This is a genomic window from Streptomyces sp. NPDC097640, assembly GCF_040302705.1.
Classification (GTDB): domain Bacteria; phylum Actinomycetota; class Actinomycetes; order Streptomycetales; family Streptomycetaceae; genus Streptomyces.
Genome location: NZ_JBEOSB010000030.1, coordinates 57,334 through 71,092 on the forward strand (window position 1 = coordinate 57,334; position 13,759 = coordinate 71,092).

At 72.5% G+C, this 13,759-nt stretch carries 15 protein-coding genes and 3 pseudogenes; 17 read left to right on the top strand and 1 reads right to left on the bottom strand.

All coding sequences use genetic code 11. The features are described from left to right. Nucleotides 1–149 precede the first annotated feature (149 nt). The 16 genes and pseudogenes from rpsP (at nt 150) to ABTY62_RS36900 (ending at nt 12,562) form a co-directional block, all read left to right on the top strand. Entirely contained in the window at nt 150–599 is a 450-nt protein-coding gene (gene rpsP, locus ABTY62_RS36825; protein ID WP_311727796.1) for a 30S ribosomal protein S16, read from the top strand. A gap of 2 nt (nt 600–601) precedes the next feature. Beyond that, nucleotides 602–841: an RNA-binding protein gene (locus ABTY62_RS36830; RefSeq protein WP_030011889.1), complete on the top strand. Its 240-nt coding sequence runs from the start codon at nt 602–604 to the stop codon at nt 839–841. Nucleotides 842–924: 83 nt separating this feature from the next. Further along, nucleotides 925–1,485: a ribosome maturation factor RimM gene (gene rimM, locus ABTY62_RS36835; protein ID WP_311727795.1), complete on the top strand. Its 561-nt coding sequence runs from the start codon at nt 925–927 to the stop codon at nt 1,483–1,485. Beyond that, a pseudogene (gene trmD, locus ABTY62_RS36840) lies at nt 1,485–2,270 on the top strand (tRNA (guanosine(37)-N1)-methyltransferase TrmD); the annotation flags it as partial. The gene rimM and the pseudogene trmD, both read left to right, overlap by 1 nt. Before the next feature lie 325 nt (nt 2,271–2,595). Continuing rightward, complete coding sequence (gene rplS, locus ABTY62_RS36845) at nt 2,596–2,946, top strand: 50S ribosomal protein L19 (RefSeq protein WP_311727793.1); 351 nt, start codon at nt 2,596–2,598, stop codon at nt 2,944–2,946. 62 nt (nt 2,947–3,008) lie between these two features. Then, nucleotides 3,009–3,812, top strand: coding sequence for a signal peptidase I (lepB, locus tag ABTY62_RS36850; RefSeq protein ID WP_352133754.1), 804 nt, complete (start codon nt 3,009–3,011; stop codon nt 3,810–3,812). After that, nucleotides 3,805–4,893 (top strand): annotated as a pseudogene (gene lepB, locus ABTY62_RS36855) (signal peptidase I); the annotation flags it as partial. The gene lepB (ABTY62_RS36850) and the pseudogene lepB (ABTY62_RS36855), both read left to right, overlap by 8 nt. Beyond that, entirely contained in the window at nt 4,778–5,914 is a 1,137-nt protein-coding gene (gene lepB, locus ABTY62_RS36860; protein ID WP_502997593.1) for a signal peptidase I, read from the top strand. The pseudogene lepB (ABTY62_RS36855) and the gene lepB (ABTY62_RS36860), both read left to right, overlap by 116 nt. 71 nt (nt 5,915–5,985) lie before the next feature. Next, nucleotides 5,986–6,738, top strand: coding sequence for a signal peptidase I (lepB, locus tag ABTY62_RS36865; RefSeq protein WP_352133756.1), 753 nt, complete (start codon nt 5,986–5,988; stop codon nt 6,736–6,738). Continuing rightward, nucleotides 6,731–7,246, top strand: coding sequence for an NUDIX hydrolase (locus tag ABTY62_RS36870; protein ID WP_352133757.1), 516 nt, complete (start codon nt 6,731–6,733; stop codon nt 7,244–7,246). Before lepB (ABTY62_RS36865) ends, ABTY62_RS36870 begins: the two co-directional genes overlap by 8 nt. Before the next feature lie 39 nt (nt 7,247–7,285). Further along, the gene (locus ABTY62_RS36875) at nt 7,286–7,594 is read left to right on the top strand and encodes a DUF2469 domain-containing protein (protein ID WP_004944840.1); all 309 of its coding nucleotides are present in this window, start codon (nt 7,286–7,288) and stop codon (nt 7,592–7,594) included. Nucleotides 7,595–7,677: 83 nt separating this feature from the next. After that, on the top strand, nt 7,678–8,037 hold the full coding sequence (locus tag ABTY62_RS36880) for a YraN family protein (protein ID WP_352133758.1): 360 nt from the start codon (nt 7,678–7,680) through the stop codon (nt 8,035–8,037). Continuing rightward, on the top strand, nt 8,037–9,662 hold the full coding sequence (locus tag ABTY62_RS36885) for a YifB family Mg chelatase-like AAA ATPase (protein WP_352133759.1): 1,626 nt from the start codon (nt 8,037–8,039) through the stop codon (nt 9,660–9,662). The genes ABTY62_RS36880 and ABTY62_RS36885 overlap by 1 nt, the downstream gene beginning before the upstream one ends. Continuing rightward, a complete protein-coding gene (gene dprA, locus ABTY62_RS36890) occupies nt 9,662–10,966 on the top strand; it encodes a DNA-processing protein DprA (RefSeq protein WP_352133760.1) in 1,305 nt (434 codons plus the stop codon). The genes ABTY62_RS36885 and dprA overlap by 1 nt, the downstream gene beginning before the upstream one ends. A gap of 129 nt (nt 10,967–11,095) precedes the next feature. Further along, a complete protein-coding gene (whiG, locus tag ABTY62_RS36895; RefSeq protein WP_352133761.1) occupies nt 11,096–11,929 on the top strand; it encodes an RNA polymerase sigma factor WhiG in 834 nt (277 codons plus the stop codon). A 75-nt stretch (nt 11,930–12,004) separates the two neighbouring features. Further along, nucleotides 12,005–12,562 (top strand): TetR/AcrR family transcriptional regulator, encoded by a 558-nt coding sequence (locus ABTY62_RS36900; RefSeq protein WP_311727844.1) that lies wholly within the window; start codon nt 12,005–12,007, stop codon nt 12,560–12,562. 396 nt (nt 12,563–12,958) lie between these two features. On the opposite strand, the pseudogene ABTY62_RS47610 reads toward ABTY62_RS36900, so the two are convergent. Beyond that, nucleotides 12,959–13,180, bottom strand: a pseudogene (locus ABTY62_RS47610) (peptidoglycan DD-metalloendopeptidase family protein); the annotation flags it as partial. Here ABTY62_RS47610 and ABTY62_RS47615 point away from each other — a divergent pair. After that, nucleotides 13,083–13,481, top strand: a complete 399-nt coding sequence (locus tag ABTY62_RS47615) for a hypothetical protein (RefSeq protein ID WP_502997591.1) — start codon at nt 13,083–13,085, stop codon at nt 13,479–13,481. The pseudogene ABTY62_RS47610 and the gene ABTY62_RS47615 overlap by 98 nt on opposite strands. Nucleotides 13,482–13,759 lie beyond the last annotated feature (278 nt).

Below are 13,759 nucleotides of genomic sequence, written 5' to 3' on the forward strand. Positions count from 1 at the left end.
GCGGTGTGGCACAATGGTCAGCTGTACTCGACAGCCGACCAGGACCCCTCTCTCCTCCGGCTGACGCGTCCATCGGGCACTCGGGTACCGCAACCCCACGCGGCACTTCGCGGTGCTCAATCACGTCAAGACCAGGAGACACCACTCCCGTGGCAGTCAAGATCAAGCTGAAGCGTCTGGGCAAGATCCGTTCGCCTCACTACCGCATCGTCGTCGCCGACTCCCGTACCCGCCGTGACGGCCGGGCCATCGAGGAGATCGGTCTGTACCACCCGGTGCAGAACCCCTCGCGCATCGAGGTCGACTCGGAGCGTGCGCAGTACTGGCTGGGTGTCGGCGCGCAGCCGACCGAGCCGGTGCTCGCCATCCTGAAGGTCACCGGCGACTGGCAGAAGTTCAAGGGCCTGCCCGCCCCGGCCCCGATGCTCGTCGCCGAGCCGAAGGCCGACAAGCGCGCCCTGTTCGAGGCCGCCGCCAAGGACAGCGGCGCCGAGCCGAAGGGTGAGGCGATCACCCCGAAGGCGAAGAAGTCCGAGAAGAAGTCGGACGAGGCGGCCGCTGACGCGGCGGCCGAGTCGACCGCGTCGACCGAGGCCTGAGCATGCTCGAGGAGGCCCTCGAGCACTTGGTGAAGGGCATTGTCGACAACCCCGACGAAGTGCAGGTCGCCTCGCGCAACCTGCGGCGCGGGCAGGTGCTGGAGGTCCGGGTGCACCCCGACGACCTCGGCAAGGTGATCGGCCGTAACGGCCGCACCGCCCGCGCCCTGCGCACCGTCGTGGGCGCCATCGGCGGCCGTGGTATCCGCGTCGACCTCGTCGACGTGGACCAGGTTCGCTGAGCAGCGTCAAGAAGAGCACCGGCACGGGCCGGGGAGGGCTATGGGCCGTCCCCGGCCCGTGTGCGTGAAGGGAACTGGGAACAGTGCAGTTGGTTGTGGCGCGGATCGGCCGCGCCCACGGCATCAAGGGTGAGCTCACCGTCGAGGTGCGCACCGACGAGCCGGAGCTTCGGCTCGGCCCGGGTGCCGTTCTGGCCACCGAGCCCGCCTCCGTCGGGCCGCTGACCATCGAGACCGGCCGGGTGCACAGCGGCCGCCTGCTGCTGCGCTTCACGGGGGTCGCGGACCGCACGGCGGCCGAGGCGCTGCGCGGCACCCTGCTCATCGCGGAGGTCGATCCCGAGGAGACTCCCGAGGACCCCGAGGAGTTCTACGACCATCAGCTGATCGACCTGGACGTGGTCACGGTCGACGGCACGGAGGTCGGCCGGATCGCGGAGATCTCCCATCTGCCGTACCAGGACCTGCTGATCGTCCGGCGGCCCGACGGCAGCGATGTGATGATCCCCTTTGTCTCCGAGGTGGTGCCGGAGATCGATCTCGAGGAGCAGCGCGCCGTCATCGACCCGCCGCCCGGACTGCTCGACGAGACCGAGGCCGAGGTCGCCCGCGGCGAGGGCGGCGCCGAGCGCGGGGGCGCATGATGCGGCTGGACGTCGTCACGATCTTTCCGGAGTATCTGGAGCCGCTGAACGTCTCGCTGGTCGGCAAGGCGCGCGCCCGCGGACAGCTGGACGTACGCGTCCATGACCTGCGCGGCTGGACGCACGACCGGCACAACACCGTCGACGACACCCCGTACGGCGGCGGCCCCGGCATGGTCATGAAGCCCGAGCCGTGGGGCGAGGCGCTCGACGAGATCATCGCGTCGGGGACCGGCGCGGACGGGGCGCCGCCGTTGCCCGCGCTGGTCGTGCCCACCCCGACCGGCCGCCCGTTCACCCAGGCCCTCGCCGTCGAGCTCGCCGAGCGCCCCTGGCTGGTCTTCACCCCGGCCCGCTACGAGGGCATCGACCGCCGGGTGATCGACGAGTACGCCGAGCGGCTGGATGTGTACGAGATCTCCATCGGCGACTATGTGCTGGCCGGCGGGGAGGCCGCGGTTCTGGTGATCACGGAGGCCGTGGCCCGGCTGCTGCCCGGGGTGCTGGGCAACGCCGAGTCGCACCGCGACGACTCCTTCGCCCCCGGCGCGATGGCCGATCTGCTGGAGGGGCCCGTCTACACCAAGCCGCCGGAGTGGCGCGGCCGGGGCATCCCGGAGGTGCTGCTCAGCGGCCACCACGGCAACGTCGCGCGCTGGCGCCGGGACGAGGCGTTCCGCCGCACCAGCCGCAACCGCCCGGACCTCATAGCGCGCTGCGACCCGACGGCGCTGGACAAGCACGACCGGAAGCTCCTGGCGGAACTGGGCTGGGAAGAGGTACCAGTGAGCGAGCCAAAGGGCGCGCCGCTGTCGAAAGGGCTGAGGAGGAGGGAGCGAGGGACGAGTGACCGCGCGACGAAGCCCGTCGATGGGGGGCACCGCCCAGCGGTAGCTGGGGGAGGACCCGAGCGCCCGGAGGTGAGCGAACACAATAAAGAGCCCGGATTTGGGCGGCCGGGTCCGGTCGTGGAAGAATAGGCCGCTGCCGTACGTCCGGCGCGCGCCCCTGCCACAGGGGGATCGACGCCCGCCCGACCAGGCGGCAATCCGAATCATCATCCGATATACCGCTGATGACCTGTGGCATCGGCGAGGAAAGCAGACGATCATGTCTCACGTGCTCGACTCCGTCGACGCCGCGTCGCTGCGCAGCGACATCCCGACCTTCCGCCCCGGCGACACGGTCAACGTCCACGTCCGCGTCATCGAGGGCAACCGCTCCCGTGTCCAGCAGTTCAAGGGCGTCGTCATCCGCCGCCAGGGCTCTGGTGTCCGCGAGAGCTTCACCGTCCGCAAGGTGAGCTTCAGCGTCGGCGTCGAGCGCACCTTTCCGGTGCACACCCCGATCGTCGAGAAGATCGAGGTCGTCACCCGCGGTGACGTCCGCCGCGCCAAGCTGTACTACCTGCGTGACCTCCGCGGCAAGGCCGCGAAGATCAAGGAGAAGCGCGACAACTGAGTTTTGCGCGACAACTGAGCTACTGCCGGACGGTACAGGCGGGCCGGATAGGCTCTGGCCCGATGGAGACCGACGCACAGCTCTCGGAGCGCGATCGCTCCTCCGGCCCTCACGAGGGTCAGGAGGAGCGGTCGCGCTCTTCGCGTACGGGCTCCGGGCCGGCGCTCGGGCGGGGGCTCCGTTGGCTCACCGGGGGCGGGCCCTGGCGGCGGGCCGGGGTGCTCGTGGCGGCCTGTCTCGCCTTCGTCCTTCTGCTGACCGCCTTCGTGGTGCAGCCTTTCCTGATCCCCAGCGGATCGATGGAGAACACGTTTCGGCCCGGAGACCGGGTCCTGGTGAACAAGCTGGCGTACCGTTTCGGTGACACGCCGCGCCGCGGTGACGTCATCGTGTTCGACGGCACCGGGTCCTTCGTCCAGGAGGAGCCGGACGGGAACTCGGTGGCGGCGCTGCTGCGGGAGGCGGCCGCGGCGGTCGGGCTGGCCGAACCGGCCGAGACCGACTACATCAAGCGTGTCGTGGGCGTGGGTGGTGACCGGGTCAGGTGCTGCGACAAGCGGGGGAGGATCGAGGTGAACGGGGAGCCGGTGGACGAGGACTACCTGTTTCCGGGGGATGCCCCGTCACAGGTCCCGTTCGACATCGTGGTGCCGGAGGGCAGGCTGTGGGTGATGGGGGACCACCGCAGTGATTCCAGGGACTCGCGGGATCACCTCGGCGACCCCGGCGGGGGCACGGTCCCGGTCGACAAGGTGATCGGACGCGCCGACTGGATCGGCTGGCCGGTCGGCCGCTGGACCGGAGTGGACCGCCCGGCGGCCTTCGGGCGCGTGCCGGAGCCGGCCGCGGGCGGGGCGCATGGGTAACCGTGGACGGTCCCGGCACGGGACCCGCCGCCCCGTTCCCGCGCACGGCGTGGGCGTGCCGCGCACCGGACCGCGTCTGGGCGGGCGTGCGGAGCGGCGCAAGGTGCAGCGCCGGATCAAGCGCAGACGGCGCCGTTCGGCCATGAAGGAGATCCCGATCCTGATCGGGGTGGCGCTGGTGATCGCCCTGGTGCTCAAGACTTTTCTGGTGCAGGCGTTTGTGATCCCGTCGGGCTCGATGGAGCAGACGATCAGGATCGGCGACCGGGTGCTCGTGGACAAACTCACACCATGGTTCGGCTCGAAGCCGTCGCGCGGCGATGTGGTGGTGTTCAAGGACCCCGGGGGCTGGCTCGAGGACGAGCGGAAGCCGTCCAAGGCGGACCCGGTGGTCATCAAGCAGGGCAAGGAGTTCCTGACCTGGATCGGGCTGCTGCCGTCCTCGAACGAGCAGGATCTGATCAAGCGGGTGGTCGGGGTCGGCGGCGACACGGTGGTCTGCTGCGACCAGAACGGACGGGTGACGGTCAACGGCACGCCGCTGGACGAGCCGTATCTACACCCCGGTAATGTGCCTTCGGAGCGCCGTTTCAAGGTGACCGTCCCCCAGGGGCGGCTCTTTGTGATGGGCGACCACCGGGCCAATTCGGCGGACTCCCGGGTCCACCTGGACGAGCCCGGCCAGGGAACCGTCTCGGACGACCTGGTCGTCGGCCGGGCCGTGGTGATCGCGTGGCCGTTCGGCCATTGGCGGGGCCTGGAAGAACCTGAGACATATGCCTCAGTGAAGGACGCGCCGAGTGGGGCGACGCAGGCGCGCGGCTCGCCGCATAGGCTGTCCTCGGATCAGCAAGGGTTGGTCCAGCTCCCGACCCCTGCGGAACTCCCGCTCGTTATGGGAGTGGTGGGCCTGCGCCGTTCGTGGCGTGGGCGGCAGTGCGGCGTGAGGAGTGAATGTGGGGGATTTGGCGGTCGGCGCTCGATCCGGTCACGAAGAGCCCGAAAGGCAACCGGGGGAGAGCGGAGAGCCACCCACGCACGAGGCGCGCCCAGCGGGTGCGCCTACGGGCGGGGCCCCCGAGACGCCGGAGGGCTCCGGTGCGACGGACGCCGCGGCCCCGTCGGCGGGCGGCGCACCGGCCGCTCCGGGCTCTCCTGAATCTCCGGTCTCTCTCGGCAAGCCGGGCCCCTCGGATCCCCCTGGCGCCGGGGATCCCCCGGGCTCCTCGGGCTCCTCGGATCCCGCGGATCCTTCCGACCCCGAGGGGAAGAAGGAGAACGAGGGGGACAAGGACGACCAGGCCAAGGACAGGGACAAGAGCAAGGCGCAGCGCTCGTTCTGGAGAGAGCTGCCGATTCTCGTCGGTATCGCGCTGCTGCTCGCCCTGCTGATCAAGACTTTCCTGGTGCAGGCGTTCTCCATCCCCTCCGACTCGATGCAGAACACTTTGCAGCGCGGTGACCGGGTGCTGGTGGACAAGCTGACCCCGTGGTTCGGCGCCGAGCCGGAGCGCGGCGAGGTCGTCGTCTTCCATGACCCGGGCGGCTGGCTCGGCGAGACCCAGCAGTCCGACTCGGGTCCGCTCGCCAGGGGCGTCCAGCGGGTGCTCAGCTTTATCGGCCTGATGCCGTCCGCGGAGGAGAAAGACCTGATCAAGCGGGTCATCGCGGTCGGCGGGGACAAGGTCGAGTGCCAGAAGGGCGGACCGGTCAAGGTCAACGACAAGGCGCTGAACGAGGAGAAGTACATCTTCCCCGGGAACACGCCCTGCGACGACAAGCCGTTCGGCCCGATCACAGTGCCCAAGGGCCGGATCTGGGTGATGGGCGACCACCGCCAGGACTCGCTGGACTCCCGGTACCACCAGAATCTGGACAATGGCACGGTCTCCGTGGACAAGGTCGTCGGGCGGGCCATCGTGGTCGCCTGGCCGATCGACCGCTGGTCCACCCTCTCCGTCCCCGGCACCTTCGACCAGCCGGGGCTGAGCGCGGCGGCCTCCGTGGCCCCCTCGGCGCTGGGGCTCGCGGGCGCGGTGCCGATCGTGCTGTGGCGGCGTCGGCGGCTCGTCCGCAAGGAGCGCGAAGCGGCGACCGCCTGAGGTCCGTACCGGCGGGTAGGGCGCTGATCTACGCCTGATCTACGTCTGCGATGTGAGGCAGGAGCACTGGAATGAGCGGAGCCCGGCAGGTCGGAGGCGGCAAGGGGCTCGGGAGCGTGTTGTCCGGGCTGGCCGTCGGTGTCGGCTTCGTGCTCTTCCTGGGCGCGTTCGTCTGGGGAGCGGTGGTCTACAAGCCGTACACGGTCCCGACCGACTCGATGGCGCCCACCATCGGCCAGGGCGATCGCGTGCTCGCCGAGCGAATAGACGGCGATGAGGTGCGCCGTGGCGACGTGGTCGTCTTCAAGGACTCGGTCTGGGGCGATCTGCCGATGGTCAAGCGGGTCATCGGGATCGGCGGGGACACGGTCGCCTGCTGCGACAAGCAGGGCCGGGTGACGGTGAACGGCAAGCCCCTCGAGGAACCGTATCTGCACAGCAAGGGACCGGCCTCGCCCACCACCTTCTCGGCCCCGGTGCCCAAGGGCAAGTTGTTTCTGCTGGGCGACCACCGCAACGACTCCCTGGACTCCCGTGTGCATCTGGCCGACGGCACGGACGGGGCCGTTTCGCGCGGCGCGGTGAGCGGCCGGGTGGACGCCCTGGCCTGGCCGTTGGACCTGGGGCTGCTGGATCGGCCGGAGGCGTTCGGGGCGCTGCCGGGCGGCGTCTCGCAGCCGGGGCCGCTGCGGCTCATCCTGATCTCCGCCGTGGTCGGCGCGGTGCTCATCCTGGGCGGCGCGGCGTACGGGCCGCTGGCGCGCCTGCGGGGGCGCGGTGGCAAGCGGCCCGCGCGGAAAGCGGAGGTGGCCGCCGATGTCTGACGGGACCGGCTCTGACGGCCGCGGCGAGGGCCTGCGCAAGGTCGCGCGGGTGGTTCTGCTCGACTCGCGGGACCGGATTCTGCTGATCCACGGCTTCGAGCCCGAGGATCCGTCGACGACCTGGTGGTTCACCCCCGGCGGCGGGCTGGAGGGCGACGAGAGCCGGGAGCAGGCGGCGCGCCGGGAGCTGGCGGAGGAGACGGGGATCACGGAGGTGGAGCTGGGGCCCGTGCTGTGGCGGCGGGTGTGCTCCTTCCCGTTCGACGGGCGGCGCTGGGACCAGGACGAGTGGTACTACCTGGGGCGTACGGAGCAGCCCGCGGCGTGGACCGGGGGCCAGACGGAGCTGGAGCGGCGCAGCGTCACGGGGCTGCGGTGGTGGACGCTGGAGGAACTGGCGGAGGTGCGGGAGCCGGTGTACCCGACACGGCTCGTGGCACTGTTGCGTAGGCTGCTCGACGAGGGACCCCCGACTGCGCCGGTGATCCTGGAGACTGAACGCGTCTGACGCACAATGGGGGGACGCACGGCTGAAGGGGAACATGCCATGAGCGCCGAGGACCTCGAGAAGTACGAGACCGAGATGGAGCTGAAGCTCTACCGGGAGTACCGCGATGTCGTCGGTCTGTTCAAATACGTGATCGAGACCGAGCGCCGTTTCTATCTCACCAATGACTACGAGATGCAGGTGCACTCGGTGCAGGGTGAGGTGTTCTTCGAGGTCTCCATGGCCGACGCCTGGGTCTGGGACATGTACCGACCGGCCCGCTTCGTCAAACAGGTGCGCGTCCTGACGTTCAAGGACGTGAATATTGAGGAGCTGAACAAGAGCGACCTCGACCTTCCGAGTGGCTGAGTTGTCCACAGGCGGCCGGTTGTCCACAAAGATCCAATAATTCGGCGCCGGGGCGTCACAGTCGGTGCCGGAGGTGGTGCCGAATGAACGCCCGAGGAGCGCTCGGACGCTACGGCGAGGATCTGGCGGTGCGCCGGCTGTCCGAGGCCGGGATGACCGTCCTGGAGCGGAACTGGCGGTGCCGGGACGGGGAGATCGACATCGTCGCCCTCGACGCCGGGGCGCTGGTGGTGTGCGAGGTCAAGACGCGCCGTGCAGGGGGTTACGAACACCCGATGGCGGCCGTCACCCCAGGCAAGGCCGACCGGCTGCGGCGGCTGGCCGAGCGCTGGCTGGAGCGGCGCGGCGGCCCCCCGCCGGGCGGGGTGCGGATCGACCTGGTCGGTGTGGTGCTGCCCGACCGCGGCGCGCCGGTGGTCGAGCATGTGCGGGGGGTGGCCTGATGGGGTTTGCCCGCACCTGCTCGGTCGCGCTGGTCGGAGTCGAGGGCGTGGTGGTCGAGGTCCAGGCCGACCTGGAGCCCGGCGTCGCCACGTTCACGCTGGTCGGGCTGCCCGACAAGAGCCTGGTCGAGAGCCGGGACCGGGTCCGGGCGGCCGTGGTGAACTCCGGCGTCGACTGGCCGCAGAAGAAGCTCACGGTGGGGCTCAGCCCGGCGTCCGTCCCCAAGGGCGGCAGCGGCTTCGACCTGGCGGTGGCCTGCGCGGTGCTCGGCGCCGCCGAGCGTCTCGACCCACGGGCCATCGCCGATCTGATGATGATCGGCGAGCTCGGCCTGGACGGGCGGGTCCGCCCGGTGCGCGGGGTGCTGCCCGCGGTGCTCGCGGCCGCCGAGGCCGGATACCGGCAGGTGGTCGTCCCGGAGCAGACCGCGGCCGAGGCGTCCCTGGTGCCGGATGTCTCGGTGCTCGGCGTGCGGACCCTGCGCCAGCTGATCGCCGTGTTGACGGACGAACCGGTGCCCGAAGAGGAGGAGCTGTCCGAGGAGGGCCGCCCCGACCCGATGCTCGCCGGGCTGAGTGTGGCGGGCGCGGGCCTGGGCGTCGGCGTGGTGGCCGGCGCCGGGGCGGCCGCCGACCGCCGCCCCGACCTGGCCGAGGTCGCCGGGCAGCGGGCCGCCCGCAAGGCCCTGGAGATCTCCGCGGCCGGGAGCCACCATCTGTTTCTGGCCGGTCCGCCCGGCGCGGGCAAGACCATGCTCGCCGAGCGGCTCCCCGGGCTGCTGCCCCCGCTCACCCGGCGCGAGTCCCTGGAGGTGACCGCCGTGCACTCGGTGGCCGGGATCCTCCCGCCCGGACAGCCCCTGGTGGCCGCCCCGCCGTACTGCGCGCCGCACCACTCGGCCACCATGGCGGCCCTGGTCGGCGGGGGAAACGGGCTGCCGAGGCCGGGCGCGGTCTCGCTCGCGCACCGGGGCGTGCTCTTTTTGGACGAGGCGCCCGAATTCAGCGCCCGGGTGCTGGACGCGCTGCGGCAGCCCCTGGAGTCGGGCCATGTGGTGGTGGCCCGCTCGGGCGGCATGGTGCGCATGCCCGCGCGCTTTCTGCTGCTGCTGGCCGCCAACCCGTGCCCCTGTGGGCGCCACTCGTACGCCGGCGACGGCTGCGACTGCTCGCCCGCGATGGTCCGCCGCTATCAGGCGCGGCTCTCCGGGCCACTGCTGGACCGGGTGGATCTGCGGGTGCGGGTCGAGGCGATCAGCCGGGCCGAGCTCACCGGGGCGCCGGTGGCCGGGGAGAGCAGCGCGACCGTCGCCGCCCGGGTGCGCGAGGCGCGGGAGCGCGCCGCCGCGCGCTACGCCGACACCCCCTGGCACACCAATAGCGAGGTTCCGGGCCATGAGCTGCGCACCCGCTGGTATGCGCGGGCCGGGGCGCTTCGCGAGGCCGAGCGCGACATGGAGCGCGGGCTGCTCACCGCCCGCGGCCTCGACCGTGTGCTGCGGGTCGCCTGGACCGTCGCGGACCTGGCGGGCCACGACCGGCCGGAGGCCGAGGACGTGGCGCAGGCGCTCCAGCTGCGCACCGGCGTCAGCCGTGGCGTCCCGGCCGGGGCGGCGGGGTTCTGATGACCAACCCCCTGAAGGGCGCCGAGGGCGCCGAGGGCGCCGGACCGGCGCCCGGCCGCGACCGCGCCGAGGCCGAAGCCGGGCCCGAGTCCGAGTCCCGCGCCGAGGCCGGGGCCGGGGGCGTGTCGGAGGAGGAGCGCCTGGCGCGGGCGGCGCTCACCCGGCTGGTGGAGCCCGGGGACGAGGCGGTGGGGCGCTGGCTGCGCGAGCTGGGGCCGGTGGCGCTGCGGCGGGCGCTGTGCGGGGCCGGAAAGCCGCCGCCAGGGGCGAGCGAGCAGCGCGTCGCCGGGTGCCGGCTGCGGGCCGAGGGCCTCGATCCGGCCGCCGACCTGGCCGCCGTGGCCGCGCGCGGCGGGCGGTTCGTATGCCCCGGCGACCTGGAGTGGCCCGGTCAGCTCGATGACCTGGGAGACGCCCGCCCGGTCGGGCTCTGGGTGCGCGGCCGGCCGTCGCTGCGGATATGGGCGCTGCGCTCCGTCGCCGTGGTGGGCGCCCGGGCATGCAGCGACTACGGCGCGCATGTCGCGGCGACCCTGGGTGCCGGGCTCGCCGAGCGTGGCTGGGTGGTGGTCTCCGGCGCGGCCCATGGCGTGGACGGCGCGGTGCACCGCGGGGCGCTGGCCGCCGCCGGGGCGACCGTGGCCGTGCTCGCCTCCGGCGTGGATGTCCCGTACCCCCGGGGCCACGCCGAGTTGATCGAGCGCATCGCGGAACAGGGGCTGGTGCTCGCGGAGTTGCCGCCCGGCGCGCATCCGACCCGCAGCCGCTTCGTGCTCCGCAACCGGGTCATCGCCGCGCTCACCCGCGGCACGGTCGTCGTCGAGGCGCAGTACCGCAGCGGGTCCCTGGTCACCGCGCGCCGGGCGGTGAAGCTCGGCCGCCACACCATGGGCGTGCCGGGCCCGGTCACCAGCGGGCTCTCCGCGGGCGTGCATGAACTGCTGCGCGGGGAGGCCGTTCTGGTCACCGACGCCGACGAAGTGGCCGAGCTGATCGGCGGCATCGGGGAGCTCGCCCCCGCCCGGCGGGGGCCGCTGGTGGAGCGGGACCTGCTCGATCCCGTGACGGCTCGCGTGCTGGAAGCGTTGTCGGCACAGGGCGGCAGCGACGGGCGCGAGGTCGCCCGGGAGTCCGGGACGAGCTGCGAGGAGGCGTTGAGCCGCCTGTATGAGCTGCTCGCCCTGGGTTTCGTCGAACGTCATGGCGACCGTTGGGAGTTGGCCCCGCCGACCGGCCGGAACGACGGCACACGGCGAGGCGGTCCTCAGATTTGGGGCAATCGGGTGAAAGGGTTGAGGCGATGACCGTATCCGCGCACCGTCGAGCCGACCCCCTTCGCATACCGCGATGGCTCAGTCACGCTACGCTCACTAGGTTTCCGGCGGAAGCGCACGTCCTCACCCACGTCATGGCAGAACGGCACAAGGCGACGAATGCCCCAGCACATCTCCGGGTCTGACCGCGCGGCGCCGGCCCCTGCCCGCGGCGCGGTGCGTCCCGCCGCCCCGTCATCGCTCGACGAGCTGTGGCGGTCCTACAAGTCCACGGGCGACGGTCGGCTGCGGGAGCAGCTGATCCTCCACTACTCGCCGCTGGTGAAGTATGTGGCGGGCCGGGTCAGCGTCGGGCTCCCGTCCAATGTCGAGCAGGCCGACTTCGTCTCCTCGGGCGTCTTCGGACTCATCGACGCCATCGAGAAGTTCGAACCCGAGCGGGCCATCAAGTTCGAGACCTACGCGATCACCCGGATCCGTGGCGCGATGATTGACGAGCTGCGGGCGCTGGACTGGATCCCGCGCTCGGTGCGGCAGAAGGCCAGGGCGGTCGAGCGGGCGTACGCCACGCTGGAGGCGGCGCTGCGCCGCACCCCCTCCGAGGCCGAGGTGGCCGCCGAGATGGACATCGGCCTCGAGGAACTGCACGGGGTCTTCAGCCAGTTGTCGCTGGCCAATGTGGTCGCCCTCGAAGAGCTGCTGCATGTCAGCGGGGAGGGCGGTGAGCGGCTCAGCCTCATGGACACCCTGGAGGACACCGCCGCCGACAACCCCGTGGAGGTGGCCGAGGACCGCGAGCTGCGCCGGCTGCTCGCCCGCGCCATCAACACGCTCCCCGAGCGGGAGAAGACCGTGGTCACCCTCTACTACTACGAGGGGCTCACCCTGGCCGAGATCGGGCAGGTCCTCGGGGTCACCGAGAGCCGGGTCAGCCAGATCCACACCAAATCCGTGCTCCAGCTGAGGGCCAAGCTCGCCGAGGTCGGGCGCTGAATCGTCCCGCCTCTATCGCTCCCACCACGGCGCCTTCCGTAAAGTGGGAACGTGCCCAGGATTCGAGCGGCCTCCGTGGCCGAGCACCGGACGATGCAGCGCGGCGCCCTGTTGGACGCCGCCCGCACCCTGCTGTCCGAGGGCGGTACGGAAGCCTTGACCTTCCCCGCCCTCGCCGAGCGCACGGGCCTCGCGCGGTCCTCCGTCTATGAGTACTTCCGCTCCCGCGCGGCCGTGGTCGAGGAGCTGTGCGCGGTGGACTTCCCGGTCTGGGCCGCCGAGGTCGAGGCGGCCATGGAGCGCGCCGACTCGCCCGAGGCGAAGATCGAGGCCTATGTGCGACAGCAGCTGGCGCTGGTCGGCGACCGCCGCCACCGGGCGGTCGTGGCGATCTCGGCCGGGGAGCTGGACGCGGGCGCCCGCGAGAAGATCCGGGCCGCGCACGGCGGGCTGATCGCCATGGTCGTCCAGGCTCTCGGCGAGCTCGGCCATGAGCAGCCGCGGCTGACCGCGGTGCTGCTGCAAGGCGTCGTGGACGCCGCGGTCCGCCGGATCGAGCTGGGCGCCGCCGAGGACCCCGGGCAGGTCACGGAGGCCGCCGTCGCCATGGCCCTGCGCGGGGTGTGCCCCTGACGGACACCACCCGGCCCGCGCCGGGCGCCGCGCGGCGCGCGCCTGCGCCGCGCGGCGCAGGCGCGCACCGGCCCAGGCCGCCGCGGCGGCCAGCGCGGCGGACGGGGCCAGCTCCCTGGGACCGGGCGAGCGGTGGAAGGGGCCCGCGGCCCCCGCGGTCCGGGCGAGGGGCGCGCGGTCGCCGGCCGTGCGCGGCGCGGCGGTGACGCCCGCTCGTTCCCGAGGTCCGGATCCCTCCGGCGATCCCGCCCCGCCCGGCGCTCCCTCCGGTACTCCGATGACCGGCAGCAGCCGCGAGGGGCCGTGGCCGCGCATCGACGGGTCGAGCAGGGACAGCGGGTCCAGATAGCGGTCCCCGCGGCGCAGCCCCCAGTGCAGACAGCCGGACGGGCAGTGGAAGGGGCCCGCTCCCAGGACGCCCACCACCTGTCCGGCCCGCACCCGCTCGCCCTCGGTCACCACCGCCCGCACCGGCTCGTATGTCGTGCGCAGCGGCGGGCGGCCGGTGCCCGGCAGCTCGATGGCGAGCACCCCGCGCCCCGCGACCGGCCCTGCGAAGGACACCCGGCCCGCGGCCACCGCCCGCACCGGCCGGCCGGTGCGGGCCGCCAGATCCACCCCGCGGTGGCCCGCCGCCCAGGGAGCGGGCGGCGGCTCCCAGCCCCGCAGCACCGTCGGTCTGCCCGCGCCCGCCTCGGACTCCACCGGCCAGACCCGCCCGTCACGGCCCGGCGCGGCCCCGGCGGACGCCCCAGCCGGCGCCCCGGCCCCGGCAGGCCCCGCCGCCGTCGCCGCGGGCCAGGGCAGCAGCAGCGCGATCAGGCCGGACAGGACCACGAACAGCGAGGTCAGCCGCGAGGTCGGCGGGGGCGGACAGGGGACTGGGGCTGCGGTGTGCGGTCGCATGGGAACACGGTGACGCGGTCGCCCGATTCGTGTGGATCATGGACACGATCTGGGGACTACTCACGGGTTGTGGATATCGCCGTCACCCGGCACCGCACGGGTCCCGTACACTTCTTGTGGCGATCCGGGTCACCGGATCGACTTCGCACGCCCCGCCACCGGCACTCCGATCGGCATCGATCCACGCATCGGTCCCCTCGGACAGCACGGCGGCCGCGTCCCTCGGTCCTCGGTCGAGCCCTCCGCAAGGGCGCCGCCCGTGGCAGACGCGCCGGGGCGTCAGGCGCGGCG